This is a genomic window from Kineosporiaceae bacterium (assembly GCA_016713225.1).
In the GTDB taxonomy this organism is placed as follows: Bacteria; Actinomycetota; Actinomycetes; order Actinomycetales; family Kineosporiaceae; genus JADJPO01.
In genome coordinates this window covers 218250-235516 of record JADJPO010000002.1, presented here as the reverse complement: position 1 = coordinate 235516, position 17267 = coordinate 218250, and the positions used below count along the sequence as shown (strand labels likewise).

15 protein-coding genes are annotated in these 17267 nt (G+C 71.3%); 7 read left to right on the top strand and 8 right to left on the bottom strand.

Annotated features, from left to right (window positions below; genetic code table 11):
- Nucleotides 1-210 precede the first annotated feature (210 nt).
- The 3 genes from IPK24_07170 to IPK24_07160 are packed head-to-tail and all read right to left on the bottom strand — an operon-like array spanning nucleotide 211 to nucleotide 4477.
- Nucleotides 211-1374 (bottom strand): CHAT domain-containing protein, encoded by a 1164-nt coding sequence (locus IPK24_07170; GenBank protein ID MBK8075337.1) that lies wholly within the window; start codon nucleotides 1372-1374, stop codon nucleotides 211-213.
- A complete protein-coding gene (locus IPK24_07165) occupies nucleotides 1371-2918 on the bottom strand; it encodes a hypothetical protein (protein MBK8075336.1) in 1548 nt (515 codons plus the stop codon). The genes IPK24_07170 and IPK24_07165 overlap by 4 nt, the downstream gene beginning before the upstream one ends.
- Nucleotides 2915-4477: a hypothetical protein gene (locus tag IPK24_07160; GenBank protein MBK8075335.1), complete on the bottom strand. Its 1563-nt coding sequence runs from the start codon at nucleotides 4475-4477 to the stop codon at nucleotides 2915-2917. The genes IPK24_07165 and IPK24_07160 overlap by 4 nt, the downstream gene beginning before the upstream one ends.
- A 187-nt stretch (nucleotides 4478-4664) precedes the next feature.
- Between IPK24_07160 and IPK24_07155 the strand changes: the two genes are divergently transcribed.
- Nucleotides 4665-4940, top strand: coding sequence for a hypothetical protein (locus tag IPK24_07155; GenBank protein ID MBK8075334.1), 276 nt, complete (start codon nucleotides 4665-4667; stop codon nucleotides 4938-4940).
- On the opposite strand, the gene IPK24_07150 is transcribed toward IPK24_07155, so the two are convergent.
- Nucleotides 4924-6957, bottom strand: coding sequence for a hypothetical protein (locus tag IPK24_07150; GenBank protein MBK8075333.1), 2034 nt, complete (start codon nucleotides 6955-6957; stop codon nucleotides 4924-4926). The genes IPK24_07155 and IPK24_07150 overlap by 17 nt on opposite strands.
- Nucleotides 6958-7092: 135 nt before the next feature.
- Here IPK24_07150 and IPK24_07145 point away from each other — a divergent pair, with 135 nt between their 5' ends.
- Nucleotides 7093-9123, top strand: coding sequence for a hypothetical protein (locus IPK24_07145; protein ID MBK8075332.1), 2031 nt, complete (start codon nucleotides 7093-7095; stop codon nucleotides 9121-9123).
- Between the two features lie 3 nt (nucleotides 9124-9126).
- Here IPK24_07145 and IPK24_07140 read toward each other — a convergent pair whose 3' ends face one another.
- The gene (locus tag IPK24_07140) at nucleotides 9127-9879 is read right to left on the bottom strand and encodes a 1-acyl-sn-glycerol-3-phosphate acyltransferase (protein ID MBK8075331.1); all 753 of its coding nucleotides are present in this window, start codon (nucleotides 9877-9879) and stop codon (nucleotides 9127-9129) included.
- Between the two features lie 38 nt (nucleotides 9880-9917).
- On the opposite strand from IPK24_07140, the gene IPK24_07135 reads away from it, so the two are divergent.
- From IPK24_07135 to IPK24_07120, 4 genes are all read left to right on the top strand, one after another.
- Nucleotides 9918-12056 (top strand): M3 family metallopeptidase, encoded by a 2139-nt coding sequence (locus IPK24_07135; GenBank protein MBK8075330.1) that lies wholly within the window; start codon nucleotides 9918-9920, stop codon nucleotides 12054-12056.
- An 84-nt stretch (nucleotides 12057-12140) separates the two neighbouring features.
- A complete protein-coding gene (locus IPK24_07130) occupies nucleotides 12141-12908 on the top strand; it encodes a Rieske (2Fe-2S) protein (GenBank protein ID MBK8075329.1) in 768 nt (255 codons plus the stop codon).
- Nucleotides 12909-12965: 57 nt separating this feature from the next.
- Nucleotides 12966-13472: a Rieske (2Fe-2S) protein gene (locus IPK24_07125; GenBank protein MBK8075328.1), complete on the top strand. Its 507-nt coding sequence runs from the start codon at nucleotides 12966-12968 to the stop codon at nucleotides 13470-13472.
- Between the two features lie 147 nt (nucleotides 13473-13619).
- Entirely contained in the window at nucleotides 13620-13970 is a 351-nt protein-coding gene (locus tag IPK24_07120) for a hypothetical protein (protein ID MBK8075327.1), read from the top strand.
- Between the two features lie 4 nt (nucleotides 13971-13974).
- Here the strand turns inward: IPK24_07120 and IPK24_07115 are convergent, their stop codons facing one another.
- On the bottom strand, nucleotides 13975-14367 hold the full coding sequence (locus tag IPK24_07115) for an acyl-CoA thioesterase (protein ID MBK8075326.1): 393 nt from the start codon (nucleotides 14365-14367) through the stop codon (nucleotides 13975-13977).
- 408 nt (nucleotides 14368-14775) lie between these two features.
- Between IPK24_07115 and IPK24_07110 the strand changes: the two genes are divergently transcribed.
- Nucleotides 14776-15828 carry a hypothetical protein gene (locus IPK24_07110; GenBank protein MBK8075325.1) on the top strand — a complete coding sequence of 351 codons (1053 nt, stop codon included), beginning with the start codon at nucleotides 14776-14778 and terminating at the stop codon, nucleotides 15826-15828.
- 20 nt (nucleotides 15829-15848) lie between these two features.
- Here the strand turns inward: IPK24_07110 and IPK24_07105 are convergent, their stop codons facing one another.
- Together IPK24_07105 and IPK24_07100 are read right to left on the bottom strand one after the other, a co-directional pair.
- Nucleotides 15849-16358 (bottom strand): hypothetical protein, encoded by a 510-nt coding sequence (locus IPK24_07105; protein MBK8075324.1) that lies wholly within the window; start codon nucleotides 16356-16358, stop codon nucleotides 15849-15851.
- 63 nt (nucleotides 16359-16421) lie between these two features.
- Entirely contained in the window at nucleotides 16422-17267 is an 846-nt protein-coding gene (locus IPK24_07100) for a 3-hydroxybutyryl-CoA dehydrogenase (protein MBK8075323.1), read from the bottom strand.

The window sequence follows — 17267 nt, the reverse complement described above, 5'->3', positions numbered from 1 at the left end:
GGTGTCCGGCAGGGGGTCCTGCAGTGGCTGAGTCTGCTGTAGGTCACGACTCAGAGTCGTTCGTGCCGAACGGGTCGGGCTGGGGCGACCGGTCGGCAACGGATGGCGGGATCGGCGTCGGAACAAGGACGGCACGGGAACCACTCCCTGGGATCTCGGGGCCAGGCACGGTCAGCACCTGTGTCCCCTCGACCGATCCCGGTCAGGGAGTCAGTTCGGCGACTCCACCTGGGCCACCGGAACCAGGTAGGTGGCCAGTGCCCCCCAGAGCAGTGGCGAATCCCGGCGCCGGCCCGTGGTCCGCCACGCCGTCAGGCGTTCACGCTGCCAGGCGCCGATGGCCGTGAGGGGATCGGGGGCGCGGTGGGCGGCGTCCACGGCCAGGGCGAGCGCCGTCGTGGCGGCCTCGGCGGGATCGACGTCCAGCGGCAGGGTCCACCGGGTCACCGTGAGCACCTCGGCCCCGGCGTTGACCGCGGCCACCGGCAACCCGGACTGTTCGAGCTGCACCGAATCGTCACTGCCACAAGCGATCAAGGCCACCCGAGCAGGGCAAGGCCATCGCTCGGGATCGCCGAGCCAGGTGTGGGCCGTGAACTCCTGCGACCCGTCCGGGGTGCTCAGCATGAGGCAGGCCCCGGCCGGGGTGTCCGCCGTCCCCGGACGGCAGTGACCGAAGTACAGCAATCGGCTCCACCCGGCCTCGGCTCGGAGCAACTCACCGAACGCCTCGGCACTCAGCGGCCTCCCGTCGGGGATCAACCGCTCCCCTGGTTGCAGCACGTCGTCCCAGTCGAACGGGTAGCCGCCGGGGTAGATCGGCTTCAGATCGGCGTCGTGCCGGCTGCCCGGATCGAGCAGCCGCAACGCCGGCGCACCCGGACGCGGCGCCGGCGCCCGCCGGCGGCCTGCATTGACCGTCGGGGACAGCCCGGCGCCGACGCGAGCTCGCTCGATGAGCCGAACCCGGCCCGAGGCGTCCAGTGCCAGCACGTCCCACGGCACCTGGGCCAACCAGCCGCGGCAGGCAATGGTCACGGTGTGCCGGACCCGGGAGACGTCGGCAGCCAGCAACTCCTCGCGCAGCGCGTCCGGGATCAGGCCCCGACCCAACCGGACCGCCGTCCAGGGTTCGGCCTCGTGATCGACCAGCGGTCCGGTCCACAGCTGCGCGGCGTCCCGTTGCGGCAGCAGGGCCTGGGCCAACCGACGCAGCGGAGCGGTGCCGTCGAGCAGCCCGGCGGCGACCGGGCCGGTGGGCGGTTCGTCGTCGACCCGGATCAGCGACCAGGCCACCGCATCGGCACCGACCGGTTCGAGCGCGAACCACCACCCCACCCGCTCGGGCGCGTCGCCGTCGGCTGCCGGGATCACGACGAGCTCCGGGTGCCGAGCAGGCCCAGTTCGGCGACCGTCGGAGCCCAGGCCGGGTCGGTGAGATCGGGGACGGCGACATCGATCGGTGTCACAGTGCTCGCGCGGTCGTCGAGCTCGGCCCGCAACCGCCGGGTGCGGGTCTCTCCGTTCGCCTCCAGATGGGCGACGATCACCGCGAGACAGCGAACCTCCTGCCGGGCCGCCAGCGCAGCACCGGGGCCACCGCCCTCGGCCACCGTGGCATAGAGCTGGCGCGCCCGCTCCCATGGTTCACGGACGCCGTCCCGGGGGGTGCCGGGGGCCGCCCGCGACAGCCGCAGCAGGGCCAGACCCCGGCCCGCCCAACGCATCGCCTCGGCCGGGACGGCAGCGGGGCCGAACCGCGGCGGGGCCAGCCATCCGGTGCCGTGCACGTCGACCAGGATGCCGTCGTCGCCGAGCGCCCGGGCCGGGACGTCGACCGACCCCCGCCACAGCTGCCCATCGCTACTGGGCCGCAGCTCGGCGTCCGCCACAGGCAGCGGGAATCCGGGGACGTAGACCCGCACCCGCAACCCGCGCGTCTGCTCCCGACGGCTGAGGGTGACCAACACCTCGCGCGCCGAGGGATCCCCGCCGACCAGCCGGGCCAGCGCCGACGTCCGCACCGGAGCCCGGTGAGCGAGTACCTCGACCTCGATCCGCACCCGATCGGCGCCGGACGGCGCCACCCACCACAGCACGGTCCCCTCGGCGGCGTCGAGAACCCCTGGTGGCACGTGCGCCCAATCGACGCTCGACCGCCCCGAGCGCACGACGGCCTCGTCGGCGACCCCACCGACGCCGGCGTGGACGGCGGCCTCGGGACGTGCCGACCCCACCGCCTGCTGCCACGCGTCCCAGTCCAGTGCCCCGGTGCCGAACCGGTGCATCGCCCGGCGCAGCTCGGCCTCGTGGTGCGCCACGGCACTGATCGGGTCATCGAGCGACACCCGACGACAGATCGCCGCGAGCGAGTCCTCCAACAGATCGGGCAGGCCCGGCCAGGCCAGCCCGTCACCACCGGTGCGCAGGGTGCGAGCCAACGCCACGGCCAGCGGCGCGAACTCCACGACGTCCGGCGCCTCGTGGACCTCTGGATCGAGCAGGTCCTCGGCGTCGTCGGCGGCGACGGCACACTCCAGGGCGAGCGTGGCCCGGTCCACCGGCAACGGCCCGGTCGAGGTCAGCCAGCGCAGCGCTGCATACCGGATCAGTCGCTCGCATCCCTCGGTCCGGGCGGCGGGCAGCAGTCGGGGTTGCTCACCCGCCGTGCTCGCCCCCGCGGCGACGCCCTCGCCGAACACCCGGTCGATCGCGGTCGCCGCCCGGCCCTCGTCGACGACGACCAGGGCCGGTAGGGCATCGACCGCCGAGGGGTCGACATAGAGGGTGCCTCCCGGCACCGGCAGCGTGACCACGCCGGCCGGGGCAGCGGGCAGCCGCCCGATCACGACGTCCCCAGTGCTACCCCGGACGACGGGAACCACCCCGGGCGGCTCGGGCGGGACCGATGTCGTCATGCCTGATCACCTCGTGCCTGTCGTAGCACGTCGAGGAGCTCGTCGGCGGTCGAGAACCTCGCGGCGTCCAACGCACCGGCCGAGGCCACAACCTGCTCGGCCACGAAGTCGGCGTACTCGCGACGGACCAGCTCGTCGTCTCCACTCGTGATGGCGATTCCCCAGTGACGCAAGCGCTCTGCCCCCGCCGCAGAGGCCCGCGCGTCGTCCATCAGGCGCAGCATGGTGTTCTCGCGCCGGCTCAGCTGGTCGGCCTCGGCCGCCGTCGGGCCGACGCGTGCCTCCGGCAGTCGGGGCCGGTCGGCAGGGTCGGGCGGGCCCGCCTCACCGGCACCGAGTGCCCGTCCCTGCACCGCCTCGGGAACCACTTGGTCCATGGCCACCTTGAGATGGCGCGCCACCGAGGGACGGTCGGCCGGGGTCAGGAACTCGCGCTCGCGCCGGTGCAGGTCCATCCAGACCTTGCGACCGAGCGCCGAGGCGATCACGTCCACGTGGCTGTCGAGATCGCCATGACGGACGGCGAGCAATCGGGCCGGCTCCGAACGTCGCCAGCCGTCGACCAGGTCGCGCACCGCGGCCACCAGGCCCTCGTCCGGCACCGCCTCGGCCGGACGCCCCGCGACCAGCGGCAGCAGCGGATCCGGGCTGGTGCGCAGGGTGTGGAGTGCACCGCGGCTGGTCCGGGCGTCGCCGCGTTCGGCGCCGTAGGCGATGGCCAGCACCACGCCGTGGTGCTCGGCCGCCACGAGACCGTACGGCGAGCAGACCCGGGCCAGTTCCTCCTCGACGCGCTCGGTACCGTCAGCCGGCAGCGGCCGGCGATCAGGTTCGTCCCGCGACCGCCGAGTGCGCGCCTTGCGTTGGTAGTGCAGGCCATATCGGTCATAGACGCTGCGGTCGGTACCGAGCGCCCAGCCGCCACGGCCGGCCCCGATCGATCGATCGGGCAGCAGGGGCGGACGAGCGTCGGCGCCCAGACCGACCCCGGACGGCGGCCAGGCCGCCCACACCGCTGCCCCCCTCTCGCGCCAGAGCGTCTCGTACCGAGGCGCCGCGAGGGCCTCGAAGTCCGCGGCGGGCAACGATTTCGCCGCGCCCGCGAGCTCCGCGGCGATGCCCGCCGAGATGGCCGAGAGCTCGGGTGGACCCTGCGGGCAGCGACCGAGCTCCGCCGAGGCGACCAACAGCCGGGTGGCGACGATCTCGCTCAGCTCGTGGGGGGTTGTCCGCACCCCGTGGTCGGCGAGCAGCTCGATCGCGCCCCGGCTCACCTCGGGGGCGATCGCGCCCAGGGCCGCATAGTCGTCGAACCCTCGCTCGGCGGCCTCGCGCAACCACGGGACGACCTCACGCTCGGGGACGGCGTTCGCTCCCGGCGCGCGACCACGTTCCAGCGGCCAGGTGCGGATCACCACACCCCAACCGACCCGCAGATCATCGGAGCGGCGCAGCCACGGAGCCCACGGCCCGCGCCGACCACCGTCGTCGATGCCCCGCAGCCGGGCCAGTCGCTGCAGCACCTCGGCGACGACGTGCAGGCAGGTGTACCTGCTCATCCGCCCGCCCTGCTGATCACGACCAGCCCCTCCCCTTCGCCCCGACCTCGCCGCCCAGAAGCATCTCCTACCGATCCCGGCCCATCAATGCCCGTGATCACCGCACCCACCATCCTGCCGACCGGGATCGGTTCCAGCGGTGAGACGTCCAGAACCGGCCGTCGACCGGACGAGATGGGGAGGTTCCATGCACGCCACGCTGATGCGGTCCCGCTGCGGGCGAGGCCGACGAGAACGGCGCATCGATCGTCACCGCGCCACGATCTGCCCCGCCACAGGCAAGCAGCGCTACCGCGACCACCGTCAGGCCGCCGACGCCCTGCGCAGCCGGCGGCGAGCCCGACAGCTCGCCCTCGCGCTGGGGCTGGATTCCGCGCGACGCGAGATCCGGGTCTATCGCTGCCCGTGGTGCAACGGTGGGTGGCACACCACCAGCCAACCACCGGTTACCGCGCCACGGTGAACCGCACCACGCCGGCGGCGTCCAGGTCGGTGCCGTACCGATGTGCCGCGGCGCGGTGTTCCTCGAGCGCCAGACGCAGCCACGGCATCCGGATCGCCGGAGGTACGGCCAGGGCGGTGGCCGCTGCGCCGGGAGCCACCCGGGCGGGCGCTGTGTTGTCCCCGAGACCGCCTTCGAGACCGCCCCCGAGGCCATCCCCGAGGCGATCCCGGAGACTGCCCCCGGCGCTGACCTGGGTGCCGTCCGACAGGGCGATCAGCCGCGCCGTCGCCACCAGGAGCGCATCGAGCGACTGCTCCTCCTCGGTCGCCGCCAACGGTTCGGGCATCGCCTGGCCATGCACGGTCTCGAGCAGCTCCGCGAGCAAGCGGTGGTCGCCGAGCTGATGCGCGGCCCGCACGGCGAGGTACGCCGCGTCGGCCACGACCACGGACCATCGGCTCCGCTCGCCGGCATCCGGCAGGGTCGCCGCCAGCGTGTGCAGGGTCAACAACGCGGGGACCACCTGATCGACAGCCTGTCGCGCGTCACCGATGGCCAGGTCGTGAGCCGCCAACTGGACGGCGAGCCGGGCCGCCGGGAGGCGCGCGCCGGCGGCCACCATCGCCTCGTGGCAGTCGCGCAACGCCACCTGACGCTCCTGCGGCCCACCCACGTCGGACGCCGTCACCGTCAGCAGCGCCGGCATCCACGACAGCGTCGGGAGCGCATACCGGCTACGCGGGTCGGCGCTCGCCCGGGCCACCAGATCCTCGAAGCGCGCCACGGCGGCCCGGGCCTGCTCTCGGCGCCCGGTCCGCACCAGTTCCTGCACCTCGAGCATGGCGGTCCCGGCAGCCTTGCCCAGTTCGCCGACGTCCACCAGGCGCTCGCGCAGGCCGGCCAGGACCGACCCGGTGGCCTCGTGCGGCACCTCGGCGAGGACCTCGGCCAGCTGGGCGACGACAGCGCTCTCGGGATCGCCCAGCACCTGCGCCGCCTGCGCGAACAGTCGGCCTGCCCGTGCCTGATCGCCACGGTGGAACGCCGAGGCGGCCAGCAGCCGCAGGCAGGCCGCCGCACCCGCGAGGTGGCCGACCTCGACGAGTTCGCCGTGGGCTCGGCGCAGCAAGGGCTCGGCCGCCTGGGCGTCGCCGCGCGACATCAGGGCATTGCCCCAGGCGAGGTGGACGGCGCCGGCCCCGCCACGGTCGGCGAGAGCGTCGAACTCCGCGTCCGCCGTCCGGAACCAGGTCTCGGCCAGGTCGGTCTCGTGACGGGCGAACGCCGTGATCCCCAGGTGTAGCGCGGCGTTCGCAGCCCCCGGGGCGCACGGCGCGCCACCGGCCAGGTACCCCGCACGCGCCTCACGGAACCGGTCGAGCGCCTCGTCGAGCCGCACGGCCTCCGCCGCGTCCCGGCCCGCGGCCAGCGCGGCGTCCGCGGCACACACCCCCCAGAACCGAGCCTGGTCGGTGGCGCCGCACCGCTCGGCGAGCTCGGCCGCCCGGCGATAGTCCTCGGCGGCTCCACCGTGGTCCCCGGTCTGGCGCCGCAGCGCGGCGAGCTCGGCCAGGCAGGCCGCTCGGGGCTGTGGCAGATCGAGCTCCTCGAACAACCCACAGGCGCGATGCAGGGCGACCACGGCGCCCGCGTCGTCCCGGCCGTGCAGGGCACGCCCGCGTGCCATGAGCACGTACGCCGCCCCGGCGCGCGACCCCAGCTCGAGCAACAGCTGTTCGGTGTACCGCAACGACTCCTCGAGCGAGGCGCCGTCCGGGGGCCCGGGCGCGGGCAGGCCGGCGCGGCGGTCCTCGTCCCAGCGCTCGGTGACCACCACGCCGAGCACGTCGACGAACTCACACGCCGCGGCCGGCGCCACGTCCTCGCGCACCAGGCAGCGCAGCTGCTCGGCATACTCTGCCCGGCCGGCGGCATCGCCGGCACACACCGCGTCGGCGTAGTCCGCCATCACCGGGAACAGCAGCTCGCCGAGCCGGTGCTGTTCCTCCTCGGCGTCCTCCTCGATCGAATCCATCAACCCCCCAGGTCACGTAGGGCGCCGACGACGACCTCGGCCTGACACCACCCGAGTCTATGGAGCCACCGGCCCGGGGGCAGGAGGTGGATCGAGGTATCGCCCTGGCGGAGACGTCCGCCAGGATGGCCAGCTGTGGACGAGGCAGCGAAGAGCTCCTGGCCGAGATTGCGTCAGGCGCACGGTCGGTTGTGGGACGCCCTGTGGGGCAGCGATGCCGAGCTGGACGCGGCCGTCGAGGCCGTCGCCGAGGCTCTGCTGGAGGCCGAGGATCTGATCGAGGCCGTCGATGAGCTCGACGACATGGTCACGGCGCAGCTGGATCAGGGCCTACGGATCGCACTCGACAGCGGGCAGGATCGCGACGCGCTCGGCGTGCGGCTCTACGCCGCCTGCATCGAGGACCTCTACACCGGCCTGGACTGGCCCTTCCCTGCCGCCGATACCCGGCTTCAGCGGGGGCAGCTGGCGCTCGACCTGAACCTGCTCGACGAGGCCGAGACCCTGTTGCGTGAGGCCGCGACCGCCCTCGACGAAGATCAGGACTTCCACGCCGGCACCCCCTGGCATCTGCTGGGTGAGGCTCTGAGGCGACAGCACCGGAACGCCGAGGCCGTCGAGGCGTATGCCCGGGCCGCCGAGATCTCGGCCGCCTGCTCGGCCCATGGCCAGGCCGCAGAGTCATTCGACGCCCTGGCCGGACTGGCCGTGACCACCGATCCGGAGCGCGCCGCGACAGCCTTCGAGCGCGCTGCCGGGCACTGGCGTCACGTGGAGGAGCACGCGGAGGCGGACGAGAGCGAGATCCTGGCCGGGCGGGCCGCCGTCGAGCTGCTCTCGGGCTGCGACGCGGCGGACACCGAGCGCCGGGAACGGTTCGCCCGGAAGGCGTTCGAGATCGGACGGCGCCTGGACGACGATGCGCTGGCGGCCATGGGCGCGTTGCAGCTCGGCCTGGTGCACCTGGAGCGATTGGACGCTGCTCCGGCGATCGACGTCCTGCAGTTCGGGGTCGAGAGCTGCGAACGCCTCACCGACCGCTCGCTGCAGGCCCTGACGCTGGGCATGCTCGCCGTGGCTCAGCTGCTGCGCCCGGACCTGGCGGCCGCCGAGCACGTGATCCGTCGCGCGCTGGCCCTGGCCGATCACCTCGAAGACCAGGATTTCGTCGACCTGCTCGTGACCACTCTGGCGTCCCTGACCCAGTCGCGGGCCGATCTCACCACCGCACAGCAGCTCATCGAGGTGGTGCAGGGCCGATTGATCGATCAGGACCTGGCGTTCCTGCGCGACCAGAAGGCCATCATGGAACGCCTTGCGGCCGAGGATGTCTCGGGCATGCACGAGCTCGCCGAACGGATGGTCGCCCGGGCCGGCGACGACCCGCGGTCGGCCGAGCACGCAGCCTTCGCGCTGGGCATCCTGATCCTGATGGACGCCGCGGCCCAGGACGGCGCCACAGCGACTGCGCGGTTGGCGCAGCTCGACCGCATCGTGCAGCTCGCGCGCACGGACGGGGATCGTTTCGGCGCCCGCGGGCTCGAGCTGGTCATGCCGCTGTACCGGGCTCTGGCCGCCCTGGCCCGGGGTGATCGCCAGGTCTCGATCGGCGAGCTGGAACGCTGGCACGGCGAGCTGCTCGCCGGCCGGGGCGGCAGTAGCGCCCTCGCCGCCCGGGCCGCGGCGCTGCTGGGGTTCGTCCACGGGGAGTCCGGCCGTGCCGACTCGGCCGTCGCGTGGCTGGTCCCCGCAGTGGTGTTCCACCTGCGGGAGTTCTCCCTGGTACCCAGCAGCTCCGAGCGAGCGGCGATCCGGCGTCAGCTCGATGGCGCGGTCGCGGCGGCACTGCGTGCCATCGCGGCCACCGGGGACGCCGTCCTGCTCAGCGAGTTCCTCGAGACGATCCGATCGCAGAGCATGCCCGACCCGGTCGACGACTCACCGGACCAGACGCGGTCGGTGGCCGCACTCGTGACACTGCTGACCCCGGGCCGGCTCGGCATCCACCAGGACTGGATCGAGCAGGAGACGAGCATGTCCGTGCCGCCACGGGTGGTGATGCCCTGGGGACGCATCGCCCTGGAGCACGTCGACGAGCAGGTGGCACGGTATGCCCCCGGTCCCCGGTCGTCTCCGGGGCTGGTACGCCTCCAGGTGCCGCGCTGACGCTCAGACCCCGCCGCGCTTGGCGCGATCCTCGGCGTCCAACTGCGCAGCCTCCTCGGGTGTCGGCGCAGACCCGCCCAGTGCGGCCGGCAGCCACCAGGTGTCCTCCGGGCCGGAGGGGTGTTGCGGATAGCTGTGCTGCACCCGATCGAGCATGGCCGCCATGGCCGAGATCAAGGTCTCGGACGACGCCTCGGCCGCGGCACCCTTGCCCACCGTGATCGGCTCGCCGAACGCCACCGTGATCGCCTTGCCCCGGTGACGGAAGTCCTTCGGCCGGGCCTTGGTGAAGATCCGCTGCCCACCCCACACCACCGCCGGGATCAGCGGGACGCCCGCGGCGGCCGCCATCCGCACGGCCCCCGGCTTGAAGTCCTTGAGCATGAACGAACGGCTGATGGTCGCCTCGGGGAACACCCCCACCAACTCGCCGCTCTTCAGCGCGGTCAGCGCCTCCTTGAATGCCGCCGAGCCCGCGGTGCGATCGACCGGGATGTGGTGCATGCCGCGCATCAGCGGACCCGACACCGGGTGGCGGAACACCGCGTCCTTGGCCATGAACCGGATGTACCGGTGGTGGCGCAGGGCGCCCAGGCCGAGGAAGGTGAAGTCCAGGTAGCTGACGTGGTTGCTGGCGATCACGGCACCACCGGTGCGCGGGATGTTCTCGAGGCCCTCGAAGGAGAACTTCAGGCCCAGGGCCGCGAACAGGCCGCGAGCTACGCCGACCACCGGGGGATAGACAAGGTCTCGCACGCTGCGAAGCGTAGAACGCCCCCGCCTAGAGTGTCGGCATGACGTTCGGTTCGACCGGCCTGCCCGCCGACAATCCCTTCAGCGCGCCGAGCGATCTGCCGTTCGGGCTGCCGCCGTTCGACCGGATCCGGCCCGATCACTACCGGCCCGCGTTCGCGGCGGGCATGGCGGGGCAGCGCGCCGAGGTCGAGGCCATCGCGACCGATCCCGAGCCGGCGACCTTCGTCAACACGGTCGAGGCCCTCGAACGGTCCGGCGCCCTGCTCACCCGGGTGGCGCAGGTGTTCTTCAACCTCACCAGCTCGGTCCTGACCGATGAGTTGGCCGCGATCGAGGCCGAGGTGACGCCACAGCTGGCTGCCCACAGCGACGCGATCCACCTCGATCGCCGGCTGTTCGCCCGCCTGGCCGCGCTGCATGCCGTTCAGCACGACTCGCCGGCCGGGTCGGGCGCCGACTCGAGCGCCGATTCGGGCGCCGATTCGGGCGCCGATTCGGGCCTGGACGACGAACAGCAGCGCCTGCTCGATCGGTACCACACCGACTTCGTCCGGGCCGGGGCCGCCCTCCAGCCGGCCCAACAGGACCGGTTGCGCGAGATCAACGCCGAGCTCGCCACGCTGGGCACGGCGTTCAAGAACGACCTGCTCGCCGACACGGTCGAGTTGGCGGTTCACGTCAGCGACCGCGCCGAGCTCGACGGGCTGCCGGACGGCGCGATCTCGGCCGCCGAGCAGGCCGCCTCGCCCCGCGGACTCGACGGGTACCTGCTCACCTTGGGCCTGCCCAGCAGTCAGCCCGAGCTGGAGCAGCTCACCCATCGCGGGCTGCGCGAGCGGCTGCACCGCGCCTCGGTGGCCCGAGGCGGGCGGGGTAGCGCCCACGACACGCGAGCCGCGGTGGCCCGGGTGGTCGCGCTGCGGGCGGAGCGCGCCGTCCTGCTCGGCTACCCGGATCACGCCGGCTACGTGATCGAGGACGAGACCGCCGGCTCACTGGCCGCGGTCGACGCCATGCTCTCGGGCCTGATCGCCCCGGCCGTCGCGAACGCCGAACGTGAAGCGGCAGAACTGGAGTCGGCGTTGCACGCCGACGGCCACGACGGCCCGCTGCAGGCCTGGGACTGGCCCTATTACGCCCGCATCGTGCGCGATCGCACCTACCAGGTGGACGTCGCCTCGCTGCAGCCGTACTTCGAGCTCGAGCGCGTCGTCACCGACGGCATCTTCTTCGCCGCCAACGCCTTGTACGGGTTGAGCTTCACCCCGCGCACCGACCTGGCCGGCTACGCCGACGACGTGCAGGTGTTCGAGGTCACCACTGAGGACGGCGCCGCGCTGGGTCTGTTCCTGGCCGACTGGTATGCCCGCGACTCCAAACGCGGCGGTGCCTGGATGAGCAGTTTCGTCGACCAGTCACGCCTGCTGGACGCCGCACCGGTCATCGTCATCAACCTCAATGTGCCGCGTCCGGCCGCGGGCGAACCGACGCTGCTGACGCTCGACGAGGTCGAGACCGCCTTCCACGAGTTCGGTCACGTCCTGCACGGCCTGCTGTCCGACGTCCGGTACCCGAAGCTGTCGGGCACCAACGTGCCGCGCGACTTCGTCGAGTTCCCCTCGCAGGTCAACGAGATGTGGGGGTTCCACCCCGAGGTGCTGCCCCGCTATGCGCGTCACCACGTCACCGGCGAGCCGCTGACCCAGGCGGTGATCGACGCCCTGATCGCCTCACGCGCCTACGGCCAGGGATTCACCACGACCGAATACCTGGCCGCCACCCTGCTCGATCTGGAGTGGCACCGCCTCACCCCCGCGGCCGCGGCGGCCATCGGCCCGGACGACGTCATCACCTTCGAGCGGGATGCCTTGGCGCGCAACGGAGTTGCTCTGGAACGGATCCCGCCGCGATACCGCAGCACGTACTTCGCGCACATCTTCGCCGGCGGCTACAGCGCGGGGTACTACAGCTACCTCTGGAGCGAGGTGCTGGACGCCGACATGGTGGAGTGGTTCGCCGAGAACGGTGGCCTACGCCGCGAGAACGGCCGACGCTTCGCCGACCACCTGCTCTCGCGCGGGGGTTCGGTGGACCCATTGGCGGCGTTCGTCGCCGTCCGGGGCCGGGCGCCGCGTGTCGAGCCGCTGTTGGCGCGACGCCACCTGCAGACCTCCTGAGGGTCTGCCAACTCAGGCTGATGCGTCAGCTTCTTGGGGTATGCTCCGCGGCACCGTGAACGCCGCCGCTTGGGAAGGGGCCTCATGAGCCGTCCGTCGAACCACCACCCGCACCACGCCGACCGTGACGCCGAGGCGTCCTTCGCGGTCGCGACCGGATCCACCGGGTCAGTGCAGCGTCGGTCGGTGATCCGCGCCGGCGCTGTGGTGGTCGGTATGGGTGCTTTCGGCACGACTCTGGCCGGTTGCGGGTCCGATGCCGATCCGGCCACCGGCGCCGCACCGGCTCCGACCGACGCGACATCGTCGGCGTCCGGCTCGGCATCGCCGACTGCCGAGGCGTCGGCCTCGGTACAGCCCACGCGCACGCCGTCGTCCACCTCGGCCAAGGTCAAGGCCAAGGCCTCGACAACCACCTCGCGGACCACATCCGAGGACGACGACGAGACGAGTTCCACCCGAACTACCTCGAAGACGGCCACGACCAGCAAGACCACCTCCAAGCCCACCACCACGACCAAGAAGCCCACCACCACGACCACGACAAAGACCGCCGCCCCCGACCCGACCGATATCTCGCTCGCGCAGATCCCGGTCGGCGGGGCCGTGGTGCGCACCATCAAGGGCCGCGCCGTCGTCCTGTCCCGCACCGGCTCGAACTCGGTGGTCGGCTTCGATGCCCACTGCACGCACCTCGGTTGCATCGTGCGGGCCTCGGGCGGCCGACTCGACTGCCCCTGCCACGGATCGGCCTTCGACCTGAGCTCGGGGGCGGTGCTGCAAGGACCTGCCACCTCCGCGCTCCCCCGGATCTCGGTTCGGGTGCACGACGGCGGTGTCAGCGTCGGCTGACGACGCCGGAAACGTAAGTTGTCCACCAGAGACATCAACTCCAGGAGGAAACACTCGATGACCACCCCGAAGCCGACCGAGTCCACGCGCCCCACCCGGCGCACCGTCCTGACCGCCGGCGCCGGCGCCGTCGCCGGAGTCGGCACCCTCGGAGCGCTGAGCGCCTGCGGGTCGGATGATCCTGCCGCCACGGCCTCCTCGGCCGCCGGAGCTGCGGGCTCGGTGGCGGCCTCCGCTGCCGGGGGGGCTGCTTCGGCCGCTGCCTCCGCTGCCGGTGCTGCCGCCGCCAAGCTGGCCGACATCCCGGTGGGTGGCGCCACCGTCGCCGAGATCGCCGGGCAGAAGGTCGTCCTGGCCCAGCCCGAAGCCGGCAAGGTCGTGGCCTTCGACGCCACGTGTCCGCACCGAGGCTGCGTGGTCGCACCCGCCGGAGCGAAGTTGACGTGCCCCTGCCACGGGTCGACCTTCGACGCCGCCACCGGAGCGGTCGAACAGGGTCCGGCGACCACGGGCCTGAAGAGCCTGCCCGCGACGGTCTCCGGCGACGGGGTCACCCTCGGCTGACGCCTCCATCCGCCGCAGCGGCCGTCGTCCGAATGGGCGACAGCCGCTCCTGCTTTGGGTTGGTCTTGCCTCGAGGAGCCCTGGACTGCTCATCACCACCCGGTCGCCGGACGACGATGGGGGCATCGACAGGAAGGACCAGAGGCGATGTTCGTCCCTCATCAGCAGGACGCCAGCCGGGTGCTGCACGAGAAGCTCAGCACGACTCGGGTCGGCCTGCGCTGGGAGCGCATCCTGCGCACCCACGAACGTGAGGTGGACGCCCTGATGGCGGTGCACCCCGACGTCCGGCGGCACGTGAACGAGGCCCTGGCCCACCTCGCCGACGCCGGCGAGAACTGCCGTGCCCTGGACGATACGACCATCGGCGTGGCGACGGTGGTGCTCGACGACCTGCAGCGGCTGGGTGGCTTCGAACTCAAGGCCGCCGTCACCGGGCTGCGCGAAGAACTGGCGATGGCCCGCGGTCGCAGCCTGGACGACGTCCTCGCGGGCTGAGACCTCAGCCGCGCAGCACCGCCATCAGCGCGGGAGGAATCTCGCGCTTGCCCGACCCGTCATCGGCCACCACCACGTACACGGTGCGGCCACGGCAGATGGCGACGCCGTCCCGGAGCACCTCGAAGCTGAGCGTGAAGCTGGTCCGCCCGACGTGCTCGACGCCCACCGCGATCTCGGCCGACTCGCCGTACGCCAGTCCAGAGGTCCACTCGAGCTCGGTGTGAACCAGCGAGACGTCATAGCCCGCGGCCAGCAGCTCGGGGTAGGGCAGGCCACCGTGGGCCAACCACCCCGCCAGCGCGTCGTCGAAGTAGGCGAGATACCACATGTTGAACACCACGCCCTGGCGGTCGACCTCGAGGTAGCGCGGAGTCAGTCGATGTCGGTGGTCCATGTGTCCGATAGGTCGTCGAGAGGGCGGCGACAGACGTCGCACGGCCGTGGGCAGGCCGAACTCTAACGCGGTCTGCGCGCGCCTCACGCCCAGACGGGAGTTTCGCGATGGGCTGACGGTGCCCAGTGCCGGATCAGTCACTCGGGACACCCATCGCGTCACAAATGACAGTGATCGCTCGACCTTGACATGCGCGCTCAGCTGTTGGGATCTTTGGAGCGAATTGTGACTCTTCACCACAATTTTCACGATGAAGCTTCGCTGCATCTTCCGTTGTCGCCCACGACACCTCAGGAGCCGACCATGAAACGGACGAGACTGTTCTTGGTGGTCTCCATACTGTCCCTCGCGGGGGCGGGCACCTACGCTCCGGGCGCAGCGGCAGTCGGATCGAACGCCAACCCCGCCGTGGACTTCAGCATCTCGACTGTTCGCGCAGCTGCCACGAAGGCTGCGAGGACCACCACCGCAACCGCCGCTGACCACCGGCTGGGATCGCAGGGGCTTCAGGTGGTGACCTCGCCGGCGGGCGACGCGGCGATCGTCGATACGTCCTTGATCAACCGGGGGATCATCTCGGCGGCGAGCCCTTCGTTCGTCAGCCTCTCCTGGGATGCTCATTCGCCGACAACCCGATACACGGTCACTCGGGATGGACGGCCGCTCACCCAGCTCGGGCCGGGCGTGACGACCTTCCGGGACACCAGCGTGACCGGCGGTGCGACCTACACCTACCGCGTCTCACCGAGCACCTCGGCCAGTGCTGACGCCACGATGTGGAGTATGAAGGTCGAGGTGCCCTCGTCAGCAGACACGTCGTCGGCTGCTGCTCTCACCGACGCCGCCCTGAAGCGGATGGCCGCGGCCGGCGTAGGGACCACCTCGACGCTGTCCTGGGTGACCTTCATCCCGCAGGCCCGCATCGACGCGCCCGTCATCGCCGGCAAGGCGATCTGCACCTACGGCTCGGGCTACCAGTTCGGCGGCGACAACCACGGATTCGTCTGGACAGCAGCGAGCAACCGAACCGCGGTTCATGCCGTCGTCACGTGGAGCACCAAGGCAGTCTCGAGCCACACGAGCATCGGCACGACGAATGTCTACCGAAAGAGCACCGGGGCGCTGGTTGCGCAAAGGACGGCATCCGCATCTCAGACCTACGCCAAGAAGCTGGGTTCTGGGTCGAACTATGTGGACATCCACATGGTCACTCACGCCTCGAACCCGTTCTGCCCCAGCGTTGCAGGCGCAATCGACGGCGCGTTCTCGATCACTCTGACCCAGAGCGGGAGCTACGCGATCTTCAGCGGAAAACACCGGCAGATGCCCAACCACTACGTGTACCTGTACGACCAGAGCGCAGTGAAGGATGTCTACAAGCTCACCTATGCCAACCCCTTGTGCCTCTTTGGTGCGGCCACCTGTGCCCTGGCGACCTTCTGGGGGTCAGGGAGCTTCTGACATCCAGGCGAGCGAATCGCTCACTCCTCGCTGTCATCCTGAACGGCCGTCCATTGCTCAGGCATGAACGTCGGCGTGCGCCGCCTCCAGATCAGAGCGCCGGCAGCAAAGGTGAGGATCCAATATCCCGACAAGACCGACAGCATGATGTGCAGGTACACCGAATCCCCGGACGTCGGAATGTCGATCAGGAGCATCACCAGCAGGGCATTGGCGACGAACACACCCCCCGCGAGCCACCACCGGTCGGACCGATAGTGCCCACGAGCGGAAAGACCGAGGACGGCCAAGGCATCGACGAACGTACAGAGAACAGGCGCCAGCACCAGCGGCAAGGAGAAAGACGCCACGACCCAGTTCTCGCCTGTCGATTCCCGAGTGCCGATGCGCAGGAGTACGTCGGTCGCCACCACGCTGACGAACCACGATGGCCACGCTGCGACGAGGGCAATGGTGGCGATGTCGCGCGCGGACGGCGAACCGTTCCCCGGAGATCTCCGCGGAACGTTCTGCCTGTCTCTGCTAGCCACTGGCACACCCTCCCTTCGGCACAGCCCGTGCCTCACGGTGCCCTGCGCGCTGCCGCCTCGTCGTCACTCGTAGGTGTAGAACCCACGCCCAGCCTTGCGGCCCAGCAGCCCGGCCTCGACCATGCGCGCCAGCAGCGGCGGCGGGGCGTAGAGCGGCTCCTTGAACTCATCGTAGAGCGACTCGGCCACGGCCTTGGTGGTGTCCAGGCCGATCAGGTCGGCCAGCGCCAGCGGCCCCTGCGGGTGGGCGGCGCCGAGCACCAGGCCCCGGTCGATGTCCTCGGCGGTGGCGAAGCCCGACTCCATCATGCGGATCGCCGAGAGGATGAACGGGATCAGCAGGGCGTTGACCACGAACCCGGCGCGGTCCTGGCAGTCGATCGCCGTCTTGTTCAGCTTGGTCTCGACGAAGGCATGCGAGCGCTGCAGGGTCTCTTTCGAGGTGAGCAGGCTGGGCACCAACTCGACCAGCTTGAGCACCGGCACCGGGTTGAAGAAGTGAATGCCGATCACCTGCGAGGGACGCTTGGTCCCGGCACCGAGTTTCATGATCGGGATCGAGGAGGTGTTCGAGCCGAGGATGGCTCGCGGGTCGATCACGATCTCGTCCAGCCGGTGGAACAGCTCGATCTTCGCGGCCTCGTCCTCGAGAATCGCCTCGATCACGACCTGTCGATCAGCCATCGCCTCCAGATCGGTGACCAGGTGAATCCGGTCGAGTACCTCGGCCGCCGACGCGATCTTGCCCTTGGCCTCGGCGCGCGTCAGGGACTTCTCCAGCCTGCGGCGTCCGGCCTCGAGGGCACCGGCGGTCGATTCGGCGACCACGACGTCCAGGCCGGCCCGGGCCGACACCTCGGCGATCCCCGACCCCATCAGTCCGCAGCCGACCACTCCGACTCTGTCCAT